Below are 23,792 nucleotides of genomic sequence, written 5' to 3' on the forward strand. Positions count from 1 at the left end.
GCATCAAATTCGGTTTTTCTTGCCCCTCACCTCGACCCTCTCCCGAGGGAACGAATGCGCCGAAACTTGAAGTGCGAAAGGTATAATTAATGAATATTCAAAGCTCACCAAAACTCAAATTGTTCGTCCTTGACACTAACGTGCTGATGCACGATCCCGCCGCGATTTTCCGTTTTCAGGAACACAACATATTTATTCCAATGGTCGTTCTCGAAGAACTCGATCATAGTAAAAGAGGGCTATCGGAAGTCGCCCGAAACGTCCGCCAAGTCAGCCGTTTTTTGGACGAACTGATTCAGGGTGCGACGTCCGAATCGATTGAAGACGGCTTTCCTCTTTCGCGTATCGAACACGCCCCCGATAGCGACATACAATTCGGACGCCTTTATTTCCAGACCCGCCAACTCACTTCAATGCTTCCCGACTCGATGCCGGGCCATATTGCCGATAATTCGATTCTGGTCGTCGTGCTGGCTTTAACGCAAAAATACCCCGATACCAATATCACTCTGGTGTCGAAAGACATCAACATGCGCATCAAGGCGGCGGCGCTGGGATTACATGCCGAGGATTACCATAACGACCAAACGCTTGACGATATCGAACTACTGTATCGAGGATCGGCCGCTCTCGAGTCGGATTTCTGGGATATTCATGGCAGCAAGATGGAATCTTGGCAGGAAAACGACCGAACATTTTACAAGCTGCAAGGACCTCTCGTTAGCGAATGGTATCCGAACCAGTATTTATATATGGATAACGACAGCGACTTCGAAGCCATCGTCAGAAGCTGCGACGGTAAAAGTGCGGTACTCGAACTAGCGCACGACTACCGAACGCCTCATAACAATGTATGGGGAATCACAGCCAAAAACCGCGAACAGAATTTTGCGCTCAACGTGCTGCTCGACCCGGAGATCGACTTCGTAACGCTTTTAGGCACTGCTGGCACGGGCAAAACCCTATTGGCATTGGCAGCCGGTCTGGAATTAACTCTGGAAGAAAAACTCTACAACGAAATCATCATGACCAGGGAAACCATTCCGGTCGGAGAAGACATCGGCTTTTTGCCCGGTACCGAAGAAGAAAAAATGGCGCCGTGGATGGGGGCTTTAATGGACAATCTAGAGCTATTAGGTAGTCGTTCGGGACACAACGAATGGCAACAAGGCGCGACCAGCAACCTTGTTATGAACCGGATTAAAATTAGGTCGCTCAACTTCATGCGCGGTCGCACCTTCCTAAACCGTTACTTGATCATCGACGAAGCGCAAAATCTGACTTCCAAACAAATGAAAACGTTGATCACCCGAGCAGGCCCCGGGACCAAAATCATTTGTATCGGTAACCTAGGTCAAATCGATACACCCTATTTGACGGCCACCACATCGGGACTCACTTATATTGTCGACCGTTTCAAGACCTGGCCGCATGCCGCGCACATCACCTTGAAACAAGGCGAAAGATCCCGTCTAGCCGATTATGCGTCGGAGATTCTATAAGCCTAACGATCTTGGATATGCATGACGGGCTTTGCAATGGCTATGTTCGCGTTAATAGTTGATACTTTTGAACTTAAAGCCAACATGAAACCCAAGGATACAACTCTGAATAACTTTCCTTTATTCAATATCGCGCTAATGGTTGTAAGGAGGGTACGGTTGCTCGATTGACAGATGTCGGCGGCAGGGCAGATTTTTGCTCCTCGGCAATTGCTGAGTTACAAGGATGTAACGAATGCAGAAAATGCAGGAGCATTTTTCTGCCCTGCATCGCCTAAAGCGCCTACTGTTGGTGCCCTAATACACACCATCCATGGCGTAGTGCAAAATCTGCATTCATGCCATCCTTGGCAATCAGATTCCGCCGTCAAGCCTACATGGACGTATTTACCCAGCACCTAAATTCCATAACCCGTTGGCTACGGCTAATTAACTTGGATAATTTAGGTGCTGGGTTTACGGCGTCCTGTCAAGCGAGTAATCGTACCCTCTTCCAAGCTCAGTTTATTGGAAAGCAATCATTGACTATTTCCTAAATGGTTTATCTAGTAGGAAAGAGAACCGTTTCAACTGCTAACGCGAACATAGCCTTCAAAAAGCCGTATTCAATCCGCTATCGCCGACCTTAGGCCAAGCTCTAATCACCGCTTTAACCACAGTAGCCAGCGGAATGGCGAAAAATACCCCCCAAAACCCCCACAAGCCGCCGAAAAACAAAATAGCCACGATAATTGCAACCGGATGTAAATTGACCGCCTCGGAAAAAAGCAAGGGAACCAACACGACGCCATCTAATGTCTGAATGACAGCATAGGCAATCAAAACATACATAAACTCATCAGTCGTCACCCCCCATTGAAAAAATGCCACGCCCAATACCGGAATAGTGACCAAGGTAGCGCCGACATAAGGAATAATCACCGACAGCCCTACCAGAAAGGAAAGCAAGACGGCGTAATTCAGGTTCATTGATGAAAAAGTAATATAACAAGCCGACATCAAAATAATGATTTCAGCGAACTTACCTCTTATATAGTTGCCGATCTGGCTGTTCACTTCCATCCACACGTTTTGAGTCAACAATCGGTCCCGCGGCATAAACTGTCCGATCCAGCCGACTATGACCGATTTGTCCTTCAAAAAAAAGAACACCATCATCGGCACCAAAAACAAATAAACGATTGCCGTCATGATCCCGACCAACGATGCGGCCGACATTGTGACCAAGTCCTGACCGTAACTCAACAATTTTTCTTGAATAATCAACGTAATTTCCTTGACCCTTTCCTTAGATAACAACTGAGGATACAACTCCAGCATTCTAATGATTTCACGCTGAATTCTTTTAATGATTTCAGGAAGATGATTAACGAACGCAAAAGCTTGCTCCGACAGCATCGGTATCAAGATAAAAATCAAAAACCCGAATACGGCTATAAATCCTATAAAAACCATATGCACGGCGACCAAGCGCGGCATTTTGAGCGATACAGCCTTTTGCACCAGTCCTTCTAATAAATAGGCAATCACTACCGCAGCAAATACCGGCATCAGAAAATCGGATAACGACACCACCAAAACCAAACTTAACAGAATGATGATTAGCAGCGCCATTGCCTGAGAATTAGGCAGAATGCGTTTTAAACTATTCTTGAGAAAATCGAAATAAGAAAAGTCGGCTTGTGAAGTCATTATTTATCTAATAGTTATTATTATTCTCCGGACATTCTACCGGATGTCAGCCAAGCTTTGTTACTATACTTTTCGCACTACAAATTTCGGCGATGCTTAAGGATAGTGAATAGTGAATAGTGAATAGTGAATAGTGAATAGTGAATAGTGAAATGGTGCGACATGTTAACCACTTGTCAAGCCCTAATTTCCCCTTTCCCCTTTCCCCTTTCCTCTTTCCCCTTTCCTCTAGACTAATTTACTTCGCGCTTCAAAAACCATAACACTTCGAGCCTCGACAGCACAAGCCAAACCTACCCAAACGGATTGATCAGACTTCTCGACAACATCCAAAGGCGACGCTTGCCCGGTATCGATCGCAAGATGCCAAAACCGGTCGGAAACCGGGGGTAGTTGCGCGGCGATTTTATGATCCGACATGTTTAATAAGACATACAAGTCTTCTTCGTCGACGGTTAAACCCGCCAGCATAAAAGCCAAAAACCGGACCTGCTCATCATCCCATGCCGGCTCACCGAGGTCTGCATCATGCCAAACGATATCCGGAAGATTGCGCGCCGGAATGATCTCGCCGGTCAAAAAACTGCTACGATTCAGGCTCGCATGACGGCGCCTCAAGGCAATCAATTCTTTAACAAAACGAAGCATATCGCTATTTTTTTCAACGAGATGCCAATCGAACCAGGAAATTTCGTTATCCTGGCACCAAGCATTATTATTGCCGTCTTGAGTACGCAACACTTCATCACCGGCGTTTAACATCGGCACCCCTTGACTTAACATCAACAGACTCAACACATTTTTGGCTTGCTGCCGGCGTAACTCATTAATTTTTCGGTTGAACGTTTCACCTTCGACGCCGCAATTCCAACTCAGGTTATCGTCGGTGCCGTCCCTATTCCCCTCGCCATTTGCCTCGTTATGCTTATGTTCATAAGTTACCCAATCGTGCAACGTAAAACCGTCATGACACGTTACAAAATTGATACTGTTGACCGGCAAACGGTCGCCGTCCGCGTAGAGATCGCTACTGCCGGCAATATTGGTGGCGACAGCCCCGATTAAACCCGGATCGCCCCTGACGAAGCGGCGGATCACATCACGGTAACGGCCGTTCCATTCCGACCAAGTCATTCCGGGAAAGGCGCCGACTTGATAGAGCCCTTCGGCATCCCATGCTTCGGCAATCAAAGGCAATTCGGACAACAGCCTGGACGACTCGATTCGCCATGGCAACGGCGGATGATCCATCGGTACACCGTTGTCTCCCCGCGCAAACACGCTGGCCAAATCGAAGCGAAATCCGTCGACATGCATCTGCTCGACCCAGTATTCCAAGCAATGAACAATGAATGCCGTCACCATGGGATGGTTACAATTGAGAGAATTTCCGCAGCCACTGAAATCCAGATATCGCCTCCGGTCTTCAGCATCGAGATGATAAAAAATATCGTTCGCCAAGCCCTTGAAATTAATTAACGGCCCCTCTTCATTGCCTTCGGCGGTATGATTGAAGACTACGTCGAGAATAACTCCGATATCTGCCGCATGCATGGCTTTGACCAATGTTTTAAACTCTTCCTCGTGCGTGCCTAATTCCGGGGTTATGCAAAAGCCGGGATGCGGACTGTAAAAACTATGCGTACTGTAACCCCAGTAATTTTTAAGCCCTTTGGCTTGAACCCCTGGCGGCACATGCTGTTCGTCGAATGCCATCACCGGTAACAATTCTACATGCGTTATACCCAAAGCCTTTAAATACGGTATTTTTTCGATTAAGGCGGAAAATGTACCCGGATGACTGGTTTTCGAAGATTTATCTTTGGTAAAGCCCCCAACATGTAACTCATAGATAATTGCCCCTTCGAGCCCACGTTTGATCGTTTGCTCACCCTCCCAATCGAATCGGGAATCGGTAACGACGGCTCGAAACGAATGATGGCCAGCTTCATTAGGGTCGCAAGCTAGGCTTCGATTCCACATCGCATCGGTTACTGCGCGAGCCCAAGGATCGAGCAGTTCCTTGCGGATGTTGAAGCGGCGTCCGCTCTCGGCGGTATCGTTCGCACCATCCGTCCGCCAGGTATAATGTGTTCCCAAAGGGAGCTCCTCGACGAACACATGCCAATAAAAATAAGCACGATGAGATTTACTGTCGAGCGAAATAATCTGAAACGGCTCGGGACTATCGGCAGCTTTATAAAGCAATAATTCAACTCGGCTCGCATGACGACTGAAAACCGAAAAGTTGATGCCTCCGTTCATTGGCGTTGCGCCGGGCGGAAAACGAACCCCGGAACGAAAGCAATAGGATTCGGTGAGTGCAATGCTACTGTCCATACCATTCAACCTGTGCCAGCAAAAATTTCATTATATACCCTCACACTTCAAATTTCGGCATTAGTCTATAGAGGTGCTGGGGTGTTCGACAAAGGCTTTGCCAGCATGGATGCTATCATAGAGCCTACAGGGACGTATTTATACCTTTCGTACTTCAAATTTCGGCAGTGCCTGAGGAGGTGCCAGGGTGTGCAGTAAAGGCTTTCCCAGCATGGAGCTGGCTAGAGCCTACAGGGACGTATTTACCCAGCACCTAAATTCCATAGCCCATTGGGCATGGTTAATTGTCTTGGATAATTTAGGTGCTGGGGTCACGGCGCCCTTTGACGGACACCCTGGTGCCGAATTTCGACTAGCGATGAGCATACTTGGATCCGAAAATTTTGCGGGGTTTGCAAAGCTTTTTTCTTGAGAGGCTAGTGCAGGTCTTATCGACACGGTTTTATGTGCGGCTCTAAAATTTGCTTGAATGTCAAAGAGGCCATTATAATCGTCCATAATTCAACCGCACCCATATCCAATTCCAGCGCCGTAATTAATTTCGATGAAATCGCAGTTTGGAACCAAGTCGGTTAGCTTTTTGTCTCATCGCGCATGACTAAAAAACCGGCCTTATTCTTAATTTTAAGTTTGTTTTTACAAGGCAACCGCCCTTTCTCGCCGGATATAACCAAAATCGAATTACCGGATATGGGCGACTCTTCCGGCACCTTGATCTCGCCCGCTCAGGAACAACAATTAGGCGCGGCATTTTACCGAAGCCTGCATTCGCAAATCGCCATCAGCCAGGACGCTGAAATTCAGCAATATATCGAAGGAATCGGTCGGAAACTAGTGGCCAACAGCGATACCCCGGGCAATCCGTTTCATTTTTTCGTGGTCATGGATAACGCGATCAATGCTTTCGCCGGACCGGGCGGGTATATCGGCATCAATTCTGGACTCATATTGACATCCGAGGCGGAAAGCGAACTTGCTTCGGTGATGGCGCATGAGATCGCTCACGTTACCCAACGCCATCTTTACCGTGCGTTCGAAGCCGCCAGCCGTCTATCCATACCGACCGCAGCGGCGACTTTGGCGGCGATCTTAATCGGCACACAATCACCGGAACTCGCTCAAGCGGCGATCATGGCCGTTCAAGCAGGCAGCATACAGTTTCAGATCGATTTTACCCGCGATAACGAACAGGAAGCCGACCGGGTCGGTATGCAAACGCTTGCGGCATCCAATTTCGACCCGCGTAGCATGCCGATTTTTTTTGAGCGCTTGCAACAATCCAGTCGTTATTATGGACGGGGCGTTCCCGAATTTTTAAGGACTCACCCGGTAACTTCTTCTCGGATCTCCGACACCCGTGGCCGGGCCGAAAAATATCCCTATCAACAATATCCCGATTCAATGGGTTATTTGTTGACACGGGCAAAACTCAGAGTACTTAGCGCCAACGATTACACACCGGTTTTAAATTATTTCAAACCTCGACTTAGCCAAGGCACGCAACAACAACGAGCCGTGGCTCGTTACGGAACGGGTCTTGTTCATCTAAACACAAGAAACTTCCAAGAAGCCGAACGAATTTTCAAGGCCTTAACCCAGGAATATCGCGAGCAGCCTCAGTTTGCGACAGCTTACGCTCGATCCGCATTGGAGGCACAAAACTTTTCAAATGCCTTAGCGCGCTATCAAGCAGCAATGCAGCAATTCCCTGGCAACCAAGCGATCAAGCTCGAAACCCTATCCGCATTGCTGAAATCCGGCAACCCCGAACAAGCCAGACAAATTTTGCAAATGCTGGATGCGAGTACAAAACGGCAACCCGTCTATTTTAAATTGCTGGCGCAAATCTACAGCGATTTGAAGCAACCTGCCGAATCGCATCGCTATCTGGCTGAGTATTATTATGCAATGGGCCAAACCGACGCCGCCATCACGCAAATCAAACTCGCTCAAAAATCGCCGGGGATCAATTATTACTTATCGGCAATTCTCAACGAACGATTGGTTTTTTTTATACGTGAAGAAGAACAGCGCAAACGCAACCAATAAAACCCAACTCTTTTACTTGGTTAGAATCAAACTGAATGCAACCTGAACAATTAATTACAACTGGCAGACAGTGCCGTTCAATTTACCAAATAAGCAATTACTAATCGTTTATATCCCATTGTTTTTCAAATATGTTTTCGACCCGAAACTATTTTTTAACTAAAATCGTTTTTTTTGATAGACATCACTGATTTTAATGATATAAAATCCTTTTCAGCTTACGGAGTGAGCCCGATTAAATAATCGGTAATGAGGAGGACGAGGCTTCAACGCCTTGAATTATAACAATAATAAACGAGCAAACTGCTTGGTTGTCTTGGCGACAACAACGTTCAAATAAATAATAACAATAACAACCTGAACACGCCCGCTTTATGCGGGCTTTTTATTGCCCTAAATTTTTTGCTAGCGGAATATTAAACCCAAGTTGCTATTAAGGTATTACGCTGCCTGGCCCCGCCAGAAGCGAGCGTTAGCGATTTAGCAGTGGAATCTATGCTTAGGAACGAACATGAAATAACCTCGACAACTTCTGGAAGGGGGCTTGGTGGCTCGATTGACAGGTGTCGGCGGCAAGCCTACATGGACGTATCTACCCAGCACCTAAATAAGCCATGATTTTGAATCATTACCAAAGACCTATGGAATTTAGGCGCTGGATTTAGGTGCTGGGTTCACGGCGTCCTTTGACGGGCACCCCGGTGCCGAATTTTGATCTACGATGGGTATAATATGCACCGAGTCGAATCAATCCGGCGTGAATTCACTACAACAAATCAATGCTCTTCAACCAGCGAATCTGCTTCGGAGTCGACCGGACGAATTTGAATCAATGAGCCATCATCGGTTGAAAAATACAACAATTCGTCAGGACCTTGCCTAACAGCGCGGACTCGTTTATTTAAGGCGCTTAATAAACGCTCCTCCTTGATCACGGCATGATTGTCGACAACCAGCCGATTTAGATGGGTCAGTGCCAACGATCCGGAAAACAAGCTCCCTTGCCAATGTGGAATTTTTTTACCGTTATAAAAGGTAAGCCCGCTCGGTGCGATCGATGGCACCCAATAATGAATCGGCGATTTCATGCCTTTTTTTTCAACGCCCTCGCCGATTGTAGGCCCCCAATATTCGCGCCCATGGGTTACGACCGGCCAACCGTAATTCCGGCCTTTTTTGATCAGATTGATTTCATCGCCGCCGCGCGGGCCATGTTCTTGCGCCCATATCTCTCCGGTCCGTGGATGTATCGTCAAACCTTGGACATTACGATGACCGTAACTCCAGATTTCAGGTTTGGCGCCCGGCTCTGTTAGAAAGGGATTGTCGTCCGGAACGCTACCGTCCTGTTTCAGACGTAATATTTTTCCGTAATGAGACCCCATGTTTTGGGCCTGATCCCGTTCGCCGCGATCGCCGACACTTAAATATAAATTGCCGGCTCGGCTCATCACGACACGGGAGCCGAAGTGGTGATCGTTATTGTTTGGAGGCTCAGCGCTAAACAGAACGGTCAAATTTACCAAGGTGTCGGCATCGAGTTCCGCGCGGGCCAATCGAGTGGTCATACCGCTGCCGACATCGGCCGAATAAGTTAAATAAACAAGCCGATTCTCGGAAAACCGGGGATGCAAATAAACGTCCAGCAAGCCGCCTTGGTTGCGCGCGGCAACGCCAGGAACACCGCTCACATCGGAAGCATTCATTGTTTTGGGATCGAATACCCTTAATCGCCCTTTCCTTTCGGTAAAAAGGATTTTACCGTCGGGCAGAAAATCGAAGCCCCAGATCGCATCCTTGCCCTGGTAAATCGCAACGGCCTCCAATTCGACATCGTCGGACTGAAATAAATAAGGTTCTTTGGCAATGGTATCCGAAATGGGTTTACAGGATGCCAGTAAATAACTGAATGCGATTATCCAAAGTTTCATCGAAGATACCTAATTAGAGCCAAACCTCATCGCTTAGGATTAAGCGCCAATTTCGCAAGTCGGCTTCGCGGTCATTTTATGTTTCGAACTAACCAATACGGAGTTTTTCAAAAAATTCCGCCCAACCAATACCGGATAAGTCATTCGGCTACGGTCGGACAAGGTAAAAAGACTTTCTTCGTAATGCTCGCCGACGCATAAACCCATTTCGACGACGTAACGGTTTTGCCTGCCGCTTGCCTGTTTAATCGTGATTGTTTCAACCAACGGCAAGGTCATCGGATATCGATTACCGTTACGATCATCGAATATAAAACTCACCATTGTTTGCTCGTCCGATTCAATCAACTCGATCTCTTGAGCGTTTAACGAACTTTTCGACGCACCGGTATCGAGGCGCGCCTTGATTTCAATGTCGCCTGGTATCAACGCCACTTCCTCAACATGACCGTAAACGGTATAGTTATTCATATTTGCGGCTAGGACCGATGCTTCTTGTTCGGCAACAGCCGTAGTCATGTACATCATAAAAGCAAGGGCGAAAGGGTAAATACGCATAACGATTAAATTCTCCTCAAATGAAAATAAAGTTTCATTTATTTTAAAAACTCATACTTCGATCGATAACCAAAAAGACATAATGAGTCCTTCGAAGTACAATCACAGCCCTATCAAACTAACAAATTTTGTAAGGCATTGCAAAAAGCAACAATTATAATTAAAACCAAAACCACGAGTTAGGTAATTGTTCAGCCCCATAAACGCCAACCTAAGGAAGGAACGCGTCATTCCGCCAGGGATTGGCGGAATCCAGGGCCACGGATGGCAATGCGTAGCACCACATCCATGCAACATGGATATCAACAACCTATATCGATATGACGAATAAAGCCATAAACGCACTATAGAATAGGCACTACTCCCTTTAGATTAAAAAACCGTCTGAGAATAAAAGGCTTAGGATGTGTCTATCGAGGACCGCCGTGAACCCATCCATGGGGGCTTAACGGCAGCTAAGCGCCAAGGATGGCGTAAATGCAGATTTTGCAGGAGCAAAAATCTGCCCCTGCAGCCGACAACATCCTCGCTAGCCACACCCCATACCTTCATAAAGTTAGCTAATTTTTGAGTATAAAGGGAGTAAGTTGTCGCTTATGTTGTTCAGCCCTTTGCATTAAAACAAGTTGGAACTTTGCCTCCTCCCTTTTAAAAAGAAGGGGGCTGAATATTTACCGAGATAGTGATGCTTATTTGGCCTTAAGAAAATCCTCGATACACAATAGCTCGATACCCTTGCGCACGGCTTCTTGCCTATCCTGTATCGTATTATAGCCCCAATCGACCAATTGCAACTTTAGCGACTGAAGCTTTGGATTAGTCGTCACAGACAACAACGCCGGCAAACGATCCTCGACAAAATAAATTTGCTCATTCGGATGGCCTTCCAAAATCTCAATTAAGGTATCGGCCTTACTTCTATTTCTTTCGAGGCCGAATATGTTGCCGCCGGATAGATCAATCTCATTAGCGTTCAAGATTTGGCTAACGAAGCGTTCCTGTTTCGTCGTCACCACATACCAAGTAGCCCATTCATTCAATTGCTTAAGCTTATCGGCAACGTTTGGAAATAACGGATTCACGCTAATCCAGTTCGACAAGTCGGCCGCAATCCAATTATCGCGCGTGTCACCGAATAGTTTCTTCAGAAATTCGACATCGACACCCGCTTCATCGAGCAGTTTTTGTTTGCTCGGTTCGAAATGATTCAAAACGGCATCATCGTCCTCTTCCCGGTCAATCATCCGCATCGCCAAGATCGCCTCGTAGCCGGTTTCAATCGCGGGTCGAACCCGTCGGAAACGATCGATCAATTGCTCCGAAAGCCGGTCCTCGGTCATATCCGGCCAAAGCCGTCCGGCGGCCTTCCATCCGGTTATCGCGGTTTCGACGGCGCTGTCGCAAATAACGCCGTCGAAATCCAAGGCATATATCATCGATTGTTTCATGACGCGTGATTAATCCTTCGTAAAAAACAAAACCACAGGGAGTCTATCAAGACTCCGCTGTGGCATTATGAGTTATGAGCGGCAGCTTGCCGAAAAGCAATTATACCTTTCGCACTTCAAATTTCGGCGATGCTTAAGGAGGCGCCGGGGTGACCGGCAAAGGCTTTGCCTACATGGACGGGACGTATTCACGGCGTCATTTGACGGTCACCCCGGCGCCGAATTTTGATCTACGATGGTTATTTCGAAGCCGCAACGGCCCGACTTCGAAAAATGCCGACTGACATCTAACAGGGACGGCTTCGATAATCGCGACGAAGGCGTCGCTCCCACAAGCGCACCCTCTCCGCTTTCCGTATTCACGGCGTCCTTTGACGGTCACCCCGGCGCCGAATTTTGATCTGCGATGGTTATATCGAAGCCGCAACGGCCCGACTTCGAAAAATGCCGACTGACATCTAACCGGGACGGCTTCGATAATCGCGACGAAGGCGTCGCTCCCACAAGCGCTCCCTCTCCGCTTTCCGCTTTCCGTTTACCGTTTACCGCTTACTATTCACCGCTTACTGTTCACCAGGTTTATGCCAATTTGGCTAAAACCGCAGCAACCGTCTCACCCATCGCCGAAGGTGTCGGCGCGATTGTAACGCCCAAATCCTTCAACATCGCGACTTTCTCGGCCGCGCTTTCGCCTGCCGCCGAGATGATCGCGCCAGCATGGCCCATTCTACGTCCTTCCGGAGCGGTTAGACCTGCGATATAGGAAACCAATGGCTTGGCCATGTGCTCCTTTGCGAACATGCCGGCTTCGACCTCTTGCGGCCCGCCGATTTCACCTATCATTAAGACGACTTTAGTTTCCGGGTCTTGTTCGAAATGTTCGAGAATATCGCGATGCGAACTACCGTTGATAGGATCGCCGCCGATGCCGACGGAGGTCGACACCCCAATGCCGAGTCTTTTTAGCTGGTCGGCCGCCTCATAACCTAATGTACCGGAACGCCCTACGATGCCGACATTGCCCGGCATGTAGATATGTCCCGGCATGATGCCCAGCATCGAACGCCCGGGACTGATCGTACCGGCGCAGTTAGGACCGGTCAGAATCATGCGTTCGTCTTCAGGAAAACGACGCAGAAAATTTTTGACCTTCATCATGTCTTGAGTCGGTATACCGTCGGTAATTGCGACGCAATATTTGATGCCGGCATCGGCCGCTTCCATGATCGAATCTGCCGCGAAAGCCGGCGGTACAAATACGATGCTGGCTTCGGCACCGGCTTGATCGACCGCCTGCTTGACCGTATTGAAAACTGGCAAACCCAGATGCGCTTGGCCGCCTTTGCCTGGAGTGACGCCGCCGACGACTTTAGCGCCGTAGTTGATCATGTCCTGCGCATGAAACGTGCCGATTTTACCGGTAAAACCTTGAACGATGATGCGTGTATTTTCGTTGATTAAAATTGCCATGTGTCTTCTCTCAGCCCTCTCTCGCCACTACTTCATCCCGTGCTTGCACAGCTTTTTCGGCCGCTTCCGCCAAGGTTTCGGCGGTAATGATCGGCAAGCCGCTCTCGGCGATGATCCTGCGCCCTTCCTCCACATTAGTACCGGACAAACGCACGATCAAAGGAATTTTCATATCGATTTTTTTGACTGCATGTACGACACCTTCGGCGATCCAATCGCAGCGATTAATACCGGCAAAGATATTGACCAACATCGCCTTGACGTTCTTATCGGCCAAAACCAAACGGAACGCTTTCTCGGTACGCTCCGGCGAAGCGCCGCCGCCGACATCGAGAAAGTTCGCCGGCTCGCCGCCGGCCAATTTGATCATGTCCATCGTCGCCATCGCGAGACCGGCACCGTTGATCATACAGCCGATATCGCCGTCCAGGCCCACATAGCTGAGGCCGCGATCGGCAGCAGCCATTTCACGGGGATCTTCTTGGGTCTTGTCGCGCAATTCGGCGATTCGGTGACGGCGGAATAAAGCGTTGTCGTCGAAACCCATTTTACAATCCAAGGCCAGTAAATCTTCTTTGCCGGTCACAACTAACGGATTGATTTCGAGCATATTTGCATCGTTGTCGCGTAGGGCCCGGTAGCAGCCGTTAATCGTTTTAACGGCGGTATTGATCATCGACACCGGCAAGCCCAATGCAAAAGCCATTGCTCGCGCTTGAAAATCCTGCAAGCCGACCGAAGGTTCGATGTATATTTTGGTAATTGCTTCGGGATTGGTCTGCGCTAACTCCTCGATATCCATACCGCCTTGAGCCGAGCCGACCATCACGATACGCTCCGAGCTACGGTCCACGAGAAGGCAAAAATACAATTCTTTCGCGATATCGGTGCCCGCCTCAACATAAAGCCTTCCGCAAACCTTACCGGCGGGACCGGTTTGATGAGTCACGAGCCTTTTGCCCAATAACTCCTCGGCGGCTTTCGCAACCTCGTCATGCGACCGGCACAGTTTGATACCGCCGGCTTTACCGCGCGCGCCGGAATGAATTTGCGCTTTAACCGCCCAAATACTGCCGCCGATTTCCCGCGCACGCTGCACGGCATCTTCCGGACTGTAAGCCAGGCCGCCATCGGCGATCTTGACGCCGTATTCCGTTAAAATTTCTTTTGCCTGATACTCATGGATATCCACAGCATAACCTCTTTCTATTTAAAAAAGTAAAGAAAGGCCCGCGCCGAAAATCGGCGCGGGTCTATTCCAATTGCTTAGGAACGAGCTTGAAATAACTTAGACAACTGTTGGAAGGGGGGGGGGCGGCTCGATTGACAGGTGTCGGCGGCAAGGCAGATTTTGCTCCTGCAAAATCTGCATTCATACCATCCATGGCAATCAGATTCCGCCGTCAAGCCTACATGGACGTATTCACGGCGTCCTGTCAAGCGAGTCACTAAACCGCCACAAAGCCTACTACTTGTAGAAGTTATTTTGTGCATATTCCTTACTGGCCTTTTGCGGCAATTGCTTCGGCGGCCTTGACGACATTATTGGCCATCTTTTCGGACGCGGCATCGATCAAGCGCCCGTCCAGCGCAGCGGCGCCCTTACCTTGCGCGGCGGCTTCTTTTAAGGCAGCCAAAATACGCTCGGCCTTTTCGATTTCAGCCGCCGGCGGCGTAAAGACTTCGTTAGCCAATTCGATTTGAGACGGATGAATCGCCCACTTGCCTTCGCAACCCAATGCGGCAGCGCGCCTTGCAGCGGCTTTATAACCGTCCTTATCATTGATATCGCCGAACGGCCCGTCGATCGGACGCAGACCGAAGGCGCGGCATGCAACCGTCATGCGGCTGATCGCGGCATGCCATTGATCGCCCGGATAATCGGGATTCAAACCGCCGATATTAGTCGTTCTTGCCCGGTTGCTGGCCGCATAATCGGCGACGCCGAAATGCAACGCCTCCAAACGACCCGATGCGCCGTTGCGGGCGATGTCTTCGACGTTCGCCATACCCAATGCCGTTTCAATCAAGGCTTCGATACCGATGCGGTTTTTCAAGCCTTGTTGCATTTCGAGTTGATTAACCATCGCCTCGACCATGTAGACATCGGCATAGACGCCGACTTTCGGGATCAAAATCGTGTCGAGTTTATGACCGGCTTGCTCAACTAGATCGACGACATCGCGGACCATGTATTGCGTATCCAAGCCGTTAATGCGCACCGAAATTGTGATGCCATGTCCTTTCCAATCCAAATCGTTGATCGCTTCAATGACATTTTTACGGGCTTGCAGTTTATCGTCAGGCGCCACGGCGTCCTCGAGATCCAAAAATATGAAATCCGCACCGCTTTTCAACGCTTTTTCGAACATACCGGGATTCGACCCCGGAACAGCAAGCTCGCAGCGCTGAACGCGTTGCACGGACGCTTCATACAAGGTGTGGCTCATTGTGTTTTCCTATTTCAATTGTTAACTTTTTGCCGGGCGAAATCACCCTCGATTCGGTTAAATTCGACTCGAACCGGGCGCAAAATAAATCCGACATTGTACTTTTGGCAACGATATTGTCAATTTTAACTTTCTTAACTCGCCCGCGCAGCTTGTAACAACCAACAACCGGCGCTTGCCGATTAACTGCAAATATGGCACTATTGGCGGCTTTAACATTTGTTTTTCGGGCAACGAATCGGTATCGAAATACCCATCCATCGTTCTTTATAATTAATACAGTGTAATTATTTACCCCCTATCGTTCCCACGCTCCAGCGTGGGAACGATAATTGCCGGGGGATTGAATAGTTACTATGCAGTTACCGTAGCGAAAATGGGCAAATTTGCAATACTCGAATGCAATCCCGACAATTCCCGGAACAACGCTACCCGAAACGAATCAACCCGTTTTCTTCACCATTCAATTCTTTTCACCATTCATTATTAAATGAGGCAATAAACAATGGCAGGCCGTAATCATTTGTATGTTCCAGGTCCAACAAACATTCCCGACGAAGTTCTCAGTGCTATGCACGTCCCCAGCGAAGATCATCGCTCACCGATCTTCCCCGAGCTATTCAAACCCTTGCTCGAAGACCTAAAAAAAGTCTTTAAAACCGAAACCGGACATAGCTTCATTTTTCCGGCAACCGGAACCGCCGGCTGGGAAATCGCCCTAACCAATACCTTGAGCCCTGGCGATAAAGTCCTGATCTACCGCTTCGGTCAATTCAGCCATCTCTGGGCCGCAATGGCTAAACGCCTAGACTTCGAAGTCATTGTCATCGAAAGACCTTGGGGCGAAGGCATTCCGCTCGACGATCTTGAAGCGCGCCTAAAAGAAGACGGCAAACATGAAATCAAAGCCATTCTAGCCACGCACAACGAAACCGCGACCGGCGTCACCAGCGACATCGGCGGCGTTAGAAAAGCGATGGACGCAGCCGGACACCCTGCCTTATTGTTCGTCGACGGCGTCAGCTCGATCGCCAGCATCGATTTCCGTATGGACGAATGGGGCGTCGACGGCGCGATCAGCGGCTCGCAAAAAGGCTTCATGCTGCCTGCCGGCGCCGCCCTGGTTGCGTTCAGCCAAAAAGCAATAGCCGCGTGCGATACCGCACAAAGCAGACGCGCCTTTCTCGACCTGAAAGACCAACTGGCTAGCAACAAAGACGGCTACACGCCATACACGCCTTCGATCCCGATGCTGTACGGACTGCGCAAAGCCCTGGACCTACTGCTTGAAGAAGGCCTCGAAAACGTTTATGCGCGCCATTACCGCCTGGCTGAAGGCACACGAAAAGCGATTGCCGCATGGGGTTTGGAACTGTGCGCCAAACCCGGCTTCGAGTCGAATACCGTTTCGGCGGTCGTCGTTCCGGCCGGCAAAGACGCTCGCGATGTGATCGCCACAGCTTATAGTAAATACAATATTTCTCTGGGTGCAGGCTTGAACGAAGTGGCCGGCAAAGTGTTCCGCATCGGTCATGTCGGCGACATGAACGACGTCTCGATGCTAGGCGCCATCGCCGGCGTCGAAATGGCCCTACTCGATAACGGCTTCGATATCAAAGCCGGTAGCGGCGTTGCGGCAGCGATCGAATATTATCGCACCACTGCATAGTCAAAATACGCTAAACTGGCAAACAAAAGGCATTCCGATTAACGTCGGGGTGCCTTTTTTTCGGCCGGAGCTATGGACCCCATCCCAAACGCACACCATAACTCGCCGCCTATACCGCAAATCGCGCAGACCCGATGCTTTTCTTCTTGCCCTTCAAGCTCTTCATGGTAAATAATCTGAGCCACTTGCTTTTTTCAACGATACCGTCACTGTAATCTAATCACAATTCCGATGAGTAAACCCAAAGTTTTAATTACCCGTAAATGGCCCGCCTCGGTCGAAACCAAACTCAAACAATTGTACGACGTCTCGCTCAACGAAGACGATCTACCCTTGACATCCGAAGAATTGAAATCGGCTTTACAAAACTACGACGCAGTTTGCCCTTCGGTTTGCGATTCACTACCTGCCGAGGTACTAAATGCGTCTAACAAACGCTGCAAAATTCTCGGCAATTTCGGAGTCGGATACAACCATATCGATATTGCAGCTGCGAAAGAGAACGGTCTCGTCGTCACAAATACACCGGGCGTGTTGACACAGAGCACCGCCGATATCGCAATGACTTTATTGCTGATGTCCGCACGGCGAGGCGCGGAGGGCGACCGTCTCGTCCGCGCCGGAAAATGGCATGGTTGGTGTCCGACGCACATGTTGAGCAGCGACGTGACCGGCGCGACGTTAGGATTGATCGGCTTCGGCCGCATCGCAATCGCAACCGCACGCAAAGCCCATCACGGTTTCGGCATGAAAATCGTTTTTTTCAATCCGAGCGCACCGGACCCATCCGTGATCGAAGAACTCCAAGCGACACGGTGCGATTCAGTCGAGGACGTCATGAGACGCGCCGATTATATCTCGCTGCATTGTCCGGGCGGGCCCGACACCCGCCACCTGATCGACGACAAGATGATTCGCTTGATGAAACCGAACGCTCATTTGATCAACACCGCGCGCGGCGATGTCGTCGATAGCAAGGCTTTAATCGACGCATTACGAGATAAGAGAATTGCCGGCGCCGGTCTGGATGTCTATGAAGGCGAGCCGAATATCGACCCCGGATTTTTGACGCTTGAAAACGCCACGCTGTTGCCGCACCTAGGTAGCGCAACGCTTAGTACCCGCAACGCGATGGGAGAAAAAGTGCTCGCTAATTTGGCCGCGTTTTTCGAAGGACGCGAACCTGAAGACAGAGTGGCTTAACCCGGCTATGGCTAAAGGCTGGCGATATTCAGCCCCCTCGCCGCGCATCGGATAATCTCGCAGGATGGGGTTGCAAACTCCGTCCTGCCAAGACATCGTAGGGTGCGCATCGCGCACCTTTCCACCGTGCCAAACCGACAAGAGGTCCCGACCAGGTGCGCGATGCGCACCCTACACTCTACGATAAATGTATAACGATGAGCGGAAGACCGTGAGAACCAGAAAAGCTACCATCTGTAACAACCTTTATTAGCCTCGTTTTTTAGTTCCGCGTATATCGATAAATAAGCACCCGTCCTTAGAGCAAATGCTTTACCGCTTCGCGCTCTTCTTTCAACTCGGCTTCGGACTTGCGCATTTTTTCCCGGCTGAAATCACTAATCTCCAAACCCTGGACGATACTAATTTCTCCGTTTTTGATCTCAACTGGAAACGAATAAACCAAATCCTTTTCAATTCCGTAACTGCCGTCCGATGGAACAGCCATGCTGATCCAATTACCTTCGTCGGTCCCAAAAACCCAGTTGCGCATCAAATTTAACGCGGCATTGGCCGCAGAAGCCGCACTGGATCGGCCAACCGCTTGTATGACCACGGCTCCGCGCTGCTGTACGGTTGGAATAAATTTGTCGACAAACCAATCCCACTCAACCAACGACAAAGCATCCTGCCCTTTGACTTTGGCATGATGGAGATCCGGATACTGCCCTGCCGAATGATTACCCCAAATGATAATATTTTTGATGTCGTTGGACAGTACCCCGCATTTATCGGCAAGCTGAAAAGTCGCACGCTTATGATCGAGCATCATCATTGCCGAAAAATTCTCCGGCCTTAAATCCGGTGCATTACTGATGGCGATCAAAGCATTAGTATTGGCAGGATTGCCGGTAACCAATACCTTAACATCCCTGCTGGCAACCTTACTAAGGGCTTGACCCTGCACAGAAAAAATCTGGGCATTAATTGCCAACAAATCCTTACGCTCCATCCCCGGCTTACGCGGACTCGCACCGATTAGAAATGCGTAATCGACATCTTTGAAAGCGACGTCGGGATCATCGGTCGTGACAATTTTATGCAGCAACGGATAGGCGCAATCGTTAAGCTCCATTACCACGCCATTCAATGCGCCTAATGCTAATGCCTGCGGCGTTTCCAACAAATGAAAAATCATTGGCTGATCGGGGCCTAATAATTCTCCGCTAGCCAAGCGAAACAATAAGGAATAACTGATCTGTCCCGCGGCACCTGTAACGGCAATTTTAACTGGCGTTTTCATTTGTTTTCCTAGTTATTTATTATTGTCTGAATGCGGAGTTCAAATGGCAAGCCTTTGAAACACAGCGAAAATAGCATACTTTTAATCCGAATCGTTCGCCTGTAATGATTGATGGGCCTAAACCCGCTTTTCCTAACTTTCTCGTTCCAACCGCTCCAGCCTGGCAATGCATACCGTTCTTGTCTCCGCGACCAAGGTATGGGTTCCCAAAGAGGGCCGTGGGAACCAGTTATACCTTTCGCACTTCAAATTTCGGCAGTGCCAGGGGAGGCGCCTGGGTGTCCGGTCGATTTTCGCTCCTGCAAAATAGACATTCACGGCGTCCTTTAGCGGACACCCAGACGCCGAATTTTGATCTACGACGGGTATAAATATCGATGATGCTTACAGGTTGTCCCGAATGATAACGAATAACCGCCCCCCCCTGCAAGCCTGTAGAAATCGGCCCGGAGCAATGGAGAGACAGCGTATAGCTAAATAAGGTATACTGCCCCGTTTTCTATACGCTAATCGCTATCGCCACTATCGATCTTACGTGACCCATGAAAAAACTGTTATTCCAATTCGACACCGATCCGCGCCCTTCAGCCTTTGATACGATTGTCGCTTATGACGGTGGTGCCGACCATGTCATCGGACATGGCGGATTAACACCCGACACTATCGCACCCTTGGTCGAAGGCACGATCTTTACCCGAGCACCGAAAGACAAAAAAAATACCGCTATTTTTGTCGGCGGCAGCGACATGCTGGCCGGTCAACAATTATTCTCGGCCGTACAAAAACATTTTTTTCCCGGCTTTCAAGTCTCGATCATGCTCGATAGCAACGGCAGCAATACTACCGCTGCCGCCGGCGTCGCGAAACTGGCTTCAACCAGTGAACTAAGCGGCAAAAAAGCGGTTGTTTTGGCTGGCACCGGCCCGGTCGGTCAACGCGTCGCGGTCATGCTGGCTCAAGAGGGCTGCGAAGTCTCGTTAACTTCTAGGGAAATGATACGAGCGGAACACGCCTGTCTAACGATGCGCGAACGCTTCGGCGTCGAACTGACACCTATCGAAGCTGTCGATCAAGACGCACGCGGCAGGGCAATTGAAAACGCTCAAATCGTATTTGCGGCAGGCGCGGCAGGCGTCGAATTACTCAAAGCCGAACATTGGCAAAATAATGATCGACTCGAATTATTGGCCGATGCGAATGCCACGCCCCCGATCGGTATCGGCGGCATCGATATGATGGATAAAGGCAACGAACGCCACGGCAAAATCGTCTGGGGAGCCATCGGTTTCGGCGCATTCAAACTCGCTTTACACCGTGCCTGCATCGCCAAACTGTTCGAAACTAATACGCAAGTACTCGATGCCGAACAAATTTTCGCATTCGCCAAGGAAATGGCTTAAACGCCCCTTGCACCGCTGAAACACATGAGCCGACCCGCCATTCAAAAAGCGCTCAGAGAACAGGCCGCAGGACTATTCCAAGCCGGCATCGATGCCGCCGATCCGTACCTTGCGGTTCAACGCAGCCTATCCTCGGACGGGCTTCGACTTGAAATAGCCCTATCGCCGGACGACAATGCGCCGAAACGCACGGGACATTGGCCGAAAATTCATTTGATTGCGTTCGGCAAAGCCGCGTGCAACATGGCAAAAGCCGCCCGAGACATCATTCCGGAATCGCTATTGCCCGGCGACGGCATCATCGTTACCAATTACGAGAATGCCGCTCAGGCAACCGGCTTTAAAGTCATCGGCGCCGGCCACCCGATTCCCGACGAAGCGGGACTGCAAGGCGCTCGGTTAATCGCTGAGAAAATGAGTCACGCCCAGCCGGATGAACTGGTTCTGGCGTTGATTAGCGGCGGCGGCTCGGCATTGCTACCCTATCCGCGCCCTCCGATTACGCTCGAAGAAAAAGCGCAAACGACTTCATTACTGCTGGCTTGCGGCGCGACAATTAACCAAGTCAATTGCGTACGCAAGCATCTTTCCATGATCAAGGGCGGCGGACTGGCGCGCTTCGCGGCCCCGGCCAACTTGCACGCACTGATTCTTTCCGACGTCCTAGGCGACGATTTAAGCGCTATCGCAAGCGGGCCAACCGTGCCGGACGACACTCGCTTCGACGACGCCATCGCTATTTTGCGCAAGAAGGATATTTGGGAAAGCATTCCGAATTCGGTCAAATACGTTTTGCAACAAGGTTCCGCCGGCAATATCCCGGAAACGCCGAAAACCGGCGACGAGCTTTTCAATAACGCCGACCACACGCTGATTGGCAGCAATCCGATCAGCTTGAAAGCCGTCGTTAAGGCCGCATCGCTACTGGATTACGACGTTCGAGTCTATTCGGAACATCTTAGCGGCGAAGCGAAAGACGAAGCCTTCAAGTTGGTCTCTTACGCGAAATCCCTGCTCGATAACGGCTTAAACAAACCCATCGCGCTTCTGGCAGGCGGCGAAACCACGGTAACTTTAACGGGGCAAGGCCTCGGCGGCCGCAATCAAGAGATGGGACTGGCCTTCGCATTGGCCGCCGAACGATTAGCATTGCGCGGCAATTGGGTATTTTTGAGCGGCGGCACCGACGGCCGCGACGGCCCGACCGATGCGGCCGGCGCGCTGATCGATCCGCAATCGCTCGCGCGTATGCGCGCTGCCGGAACCGACCCCGGCGCAAGACTGCAAGACAATGACTCTTACCGCGCGCTTCAGGCTTCAAACGATTTACTGATAACCGGTGCGACCGGCACTAATGTTGCCGATTTACAAGTATTACTGCTCCGGCCTTAACTTCGATTATTCATTACTCTATACTCACCGAAAATCACTGACGGCATTTTGACCTTCTCCTCTCGGGATCGCCGATAAAAACCGTTGTTGAAATGCAAAATAACTATAAATTTTAGGAGATATTGATGTTTACTAAATCGCAAACGATTGCAGGTTACGATAATGAATTGTTTCAGGCATTGGAAGAAGAGCGTCGCCGTCAGGAAGACCACATAGAACTGATCGCCTCGGAAAATTACACCAGTCCGCGCGTCATGGAGGCCCAAGGCACGCTACTGACCAATAAATACGCGGAAGGCTATCCCGGCAAACGCTATTACGGCGGTTGCGAATATGTCGATAAAGTCGAGCAACTCGCGATCGACCGCGCCAAAGAACTATTCGGCGCCGATTATGCGAATGTACAAGCCCATTCCGGATCGCAGGCCAACATGGCGGTATTCATGGCGCTGATACAACCGGGCGATACGATACTGGGCCTAAGCCTCGCAGACGGCGGCCATTTGACGCACGGCGCCAAACCGAATTTCTCCGGCAAAATCTACAATGCCGTGCAATACGGACTGCACCCGGATACGGGCTTGATCGATTACGACCAAGTCGAAGCCTTAGCGATCGAACACAAACCCAAAGTTCTCGTCGCCGGCTTCTCGGCTTATTCGCGCATTTGGGACTGGCAACGCTTCCGCGAAATCGCCGATAAAGTCGGCGCCTATTTACTGGTCGACATGGCCCATGTTGCAGGATTGGTCGCCGCCGGACTGTACCCAAACCCTGTACCGTTTGCCGATGTCGTCACCAGTACCACACACAAATCGCTACGCGGACCGCGCGGCGGATTGATTCTGTGTAAAAGCAATCCGGAAATCGAAAAAAAATTCGACTCCAGTATCTTTCCCGGCATCCAAGGCGGCCCTTCGATGCATGTTATCGCCGCAAAAGCGGTCGCGTTCAAGGAGGCGATGGAAACCGAATTCAAGACCTATCAACAACAAGTCATCAACAATGCCAAGGCGATGGCCGAAGTCTTCATCGACCGCGGTTTCGATGTCGTTTCCGGCGGAACCGACAATCATTTGATGCTGGTTTCATTAATCCCGAAAGGCATTACCGGCAAAGCCGCCGATGCGGCGCTGGGACGTGCGCATATCACGGTCAATAAAAACGCCGTACCGAACGACCCGCAGTCGCCGTTCGTGACCAGCGGCATCCGTGTCGGCACGCCGGCCCCGACCACGCGCGGCTTCAAAGAAGCGCAAATGACCGAAATCGCGCATTTGATGTGCGACGTGATGGAAAACATCGATAACGAATCGGTCATTTCAGCGGTGCGCGACAAAGTCGCCATCTTGTGCTCGCGCTTTCCGGTTTACGGCTAATTGAGGACACATCAAAAACAGGAAAAC

At 50.0% G+C, this 23,792-nt stretch carries 16 protein-coding genes; 7 read left to right on the forward strand and 9 right to left on the reverse strand.

What is annotated here, in order from left to right:
* The first annotated feature begins 89 nt into the window (after positions 1-89).
* Positions 90-1,502: a PhoH family protein gene (locus tag MEALZ_RS15650; protein ID WP_014149631.1), complete on the forward strand. Its 1,413-nt coding sequence runs from the start codon at positions 90-92 to the stop codon at positions 1,500-1,502.
* Positions 1,503-2,093: 591 nt separating this feature from the next.
* On the opposite strand, the gene MEALZ_RS15655 is transcribed toward MEALZ_RS15650, so the two are convergent.
* Positions 2,094-3,194: an AI-2E family transporter gene (locus MEALZ_RS15655; RefSeq protein WP_014149633.1), complete on the reverse strand. Its 1,101-nt coding sequence runs from the start codon at positions 3,192-3,194 to the stop codon at positions 2,094-2,096.
* Between the two features lie 228 nt (positions 3,195-3,422).
* The gene (glgX, locus tag MEALZ_RS15660; RefSeq protein WP_014149634.1) at positions 3,423-5,534 is read right to left on the reverse strand and encodes a glycogen debranching protein GlgX; all 2,112 of its coding nucleotides are present in this window, start codon (positions 5,532-5,534) and stop codon (positions 3,423-3,425) included.
* A 594-nt stretch (positions 5,535-6,128) separates the two neighbouring features.
* Between glgX and MEALZ_RS15670 the strand changes: the two genes are divergently transcribed.
* The gene (locus tag MEALZ_RS15670) at positions 6,129-7,583 is read left to right on the forward strand and encodes a beta-barrel assembly-enhancing protease (protein ID WP_014149636.1); all 1,455 of its coding nucleotides are present in this window, start codon (positions 6,129-6,131) and stop codon (positions 7,581-7,583) included.
* 776 nt (positions 7,584-8,359) lie between these two features.
* On the opposite strand, the gene MEALZ_RS15675 is transcribed toward MEALZ_RS15670, so the two are convergent.
* The 6 genes from MEALZ_RS15675 to MEALZ_RS15700 form a co-directional block, all read right to left on the reverse strand.
* Complete coding sequence (locus tag MEALZ_RS15675; protein WP_014149637.1) at positions 8,360-9,514, reverse strand: PQQ-dependent sugar dehydrogenase; 1,155 nt, start codon at positions 9,512-9,514, stop codon at positions 8,360-8,362.
* 39 nt (positions 9,515-9,553) lie between these two features.
* Entirely contained in the window at positions 9,554-10,033 is a 480-nt protein-coding gene (locus MEALZ_RS15680; protein ID WP_223842318.1) for an ATP-dependent zinc protease family protein, read from the reverse strand.
* A 728-nt stretch (positions 10,034-10,761) separates the two neighbouring features.
* Entirely contained in the window at positions 10,762-11,520 is a 759-nt protein-coding gene (locus tag MEALZ_RS15685) for an HAD family hydrolase (protein ID WP_014149639.1), read from the reverse strand.
* A 579-nt stretch (positions 11,521-12,099) separates the two neighbouring features.
* A complete protein-coding gene (gene sucD, locus MEALZ_RS15690; RefSeq protein WP_014149640.1) occupies positions 12,100-12,990 on the reverse strand; it encodes a succinate--CoA ligase subunit alpha in 891 nt (296 codons plus the stop codon).
* A gap of 10 nt (positions 12,991-13,000) precedes the next feature.
* The gene (locus MEALZ_RS15695) at positions 13,001-14,182 is read right to left on the reverse strand and encodes a malate--CoA ligase subunit beta (protein ID WP_014149641.1); all 1,182 of its coding nucleotides are present in this window, start codon (positions 14,180-14,182) and stop codon (positions 13,001-13,003) included.
* Positions 14,183-14,489: 307 nt separating this feature from the next.
* Positions 14,490-15,440 (reverse strand): HpcH/HpaI aldolase/citrate lyase family protein, encoded by a 951-nt coding sequence (locus MEALZ_RS15700; RefSeq protein ID WP_014149642.1) that lies wholly within the window; start codon positions 15,438-15,440, stop codon positions 14,490-14,492.
* A 505-nt stretch (positions 15,441-15,945) separates the two neighbouring features.
* Between MEALZ_RS15700 and MEALZ_RS15710 the strand changes: the two genes are divergently transcribed.
* A complete protein-coding gene (locus tag MEALZ_RS15710; RefSeq protein ID WP_014149643.1) occupies positions 15,946-17,109 on the forward strand; it encodes an aminotransferase class V-fold PLP-dependent enzyme in 1,164 nt (387 codons plus the stop codon).
* A 231-nt stretch (positions 17,110-17,340) separates the two neighbouring features.
* The gene (locus MEALZ_RS15715; RefSeq protein WP_014149644.1) at positions 17,341-18,312 is read left to right on the forward strand and encodes a 2-hydroxyacid dehydrogenase; all 972 of its coding nucleotides are present in this window, start codon (positions 17,341-17,343) and stop codon (positions 18,310-18,312) included.
* A gap of 298 nt (positions 18,313-18,610) precedes the next feature.
* Here MEALZ_RS15715 and MEALZ_RS15720 read toward each other — a convergent pair whose 3' ends face one another.
* The gene (locus tag MEALZ_RS15720; protein ID WP_014149645.1) at positions 18,611-19,594 is read right to left on the reverse strand and encodes a malate dehydrogenase; all 984 of its coding nucleotides are present in this window, start codon (positions 19,592-19,594) and stop codon (positions 18,611-18,613) included.
* Between the two features lie 542 nt (positions 19,595-20,136).
* On the opposite strand from MEALZ_RS15720, the gene MEALZ_RS15725 reads away from it, so the two are divergent.
* The 3 genes from MEALZ_RS15725 (at position 20,137) to glyA (ending at position 23,765) form a co-directional block, all read left to right on the forward strand.
* Positions 20,137-20,994 (forward strand): NADP-dependent methylenetetrahydromethanopterin/methylenetetrahydrofolate dehydrogenase, encoded by an 858-nt coding sequence (locus tag MEALZ_RS15725; RefSeq protein WP_014149646.1) that lies wholly within the window; start codon positions 20,137-20,139, stop codon positions 20,992-20,994.
* A gap of 24 nt (positions 20,995-21,018) precedes the next feature.
* Positions 21,019-22,386, forward strand: coding sequence for a glycerate kinase type-2 family protein (locus MEALZ_RS15730; RefSeq protein WP_014149647.1), 1,368 nt, complete (start codon positions 21,019-21,021; stop codon positions 22,384-22,386).
* Positions 22,387-22,511: 125 nt separating this feature from the next.
* On the forward strand, positions 22,512-23,765 hold the full coding sequence (gene glyA / locus MEALZ_RS15735) for a serine hydroxymethyltransferase (RefSeq protein ID WP_014149648.1): 1,254 nt from the start codon (positions 22,512-22,514) through the stop codon (positions 23,763-23,765).
* Positions 23,766-23,792 lie beyond the last annotated feature (27 nt).

The sequence above is a fragment of the Methylotuvimicrobium alcaliphilum 20Z genome, from assembly GCF_000968535.2.
Classification (GTDB): Bacteria; Pseudomonadota; Gammaproteobacteria; order Methylococcales; family Methylomonadaceae; genus Methylotuvimicrobium; species Methylotuvimicrobium alcaliphilum.

Excerpts from the sequence above, each read along its gene's own strand:
- MEALZ_RS15650 (WP_014149631.1), top strand. The coding sequence starts at position 90 with ATGAATATTCAAAGCTCACCAAAACTCAAATTGTTCGTCCTTGACACT.
- MEALZ_RS15655 (WP_014149633.1), bottom strand. The coding sequence starts at position 3,194 with ATGACTTCACAAGCCGACTTTTCTTATTTCGATTTTCTCAAGAATAGT.
- glgX (WP_014149634.1), bottom strand. The coding sequence starts at position 5,534 with ATGGACAGTAGCATTGCACTCACCGAATCCTATTGCTTTCGTTCCGGG.
- MEALZ_RS15670 (WP_014149636.1), top strand. The coding sequence starts at position 6,129 with ATGACTAAAAAACCGGCCTTATTCTTAATTTTAAGTTTGTTTTTACAA.
- MEALZ_RS15675 (WP_014149637.1), bottom strand. The coding sequence starts at position 9,514 with ATGAAACTTTGGATAATCGCATTCAGTTATTTACTGGCATCCTGTAAA.
- MEALZ_RS15680 (WP_223842318.1), bottom strand. The coding sequence starts at position 10,033 with ATGACTACGGCTGTTGCCGAACAAGAAGCATCGGTCCTAGCCGCAAAT.
- MEALZ_RS15685 (WP_014149639.1), bottom strand. The coding sequence starts at position 11,520 with ATGAAACAATCGATGATATATGCCTTGGATTTCGACGGCGTTATTTGC.
- sucD (WP_014149640.1), bottom strand. The coding sequence starts at position 12,990 with ATGGCAATTTTAATCAACGAAAATACACGCATCATCGTTCAAGGTTTT.
- MEALZ_RS15700 (WP_014149642.1), bottom strand. The coding sequence starts at position 15,440 with ATGAGCCACACCTTGTATGAAGCGTCCGTGCAACGCGTTCAGCGCTGC.
- MEALZ_RS15710 (WP_014149643.1), top strand. The coding sequence starts at position 15,946 with ATGGCAGGCCGTAATCATTTGTATGTTCCAGGTCCAACAAACATTCCC.
- MEALZ_RS15715 (WP_014149644.1), top strand. The coding sequence starts at position 17,341 with ATGAGTAAACCCAAAGTTTTAATTACCCGTAAATGGCCCGCCTCGGTC.
- MEALZ_RS15720 (WP_014149645.1), bottom strand. The coding sequence starts at position 19,594 with ATGAAAACGCCAGTTAAAATTGCCGTTACAGGTGCCGCGGGACAGATC.
- MEALZ_RS15725 (WP_014149646.1), top strand. The coding sequence starts at position 20,137 with ATGAAAAAACTGTTATTCCAATTCGACACCGATCCGCGCCCTTCAGCC.
- MEALZ_RS15730 (WP_014149647.1), top strand. The coding sequence starts at position 21,019 with ATGAGCCGACCCGCCATTCAAAAAGCGCTCAGAGAACAGGCCGCAGGA.
- glyA (WP_014149648.1), top strand. The coding sequence starts at position 22,512 with ATGTTTACTAAATCGCAAACGATTGCAGGTTACGATAATGAATTGTTT.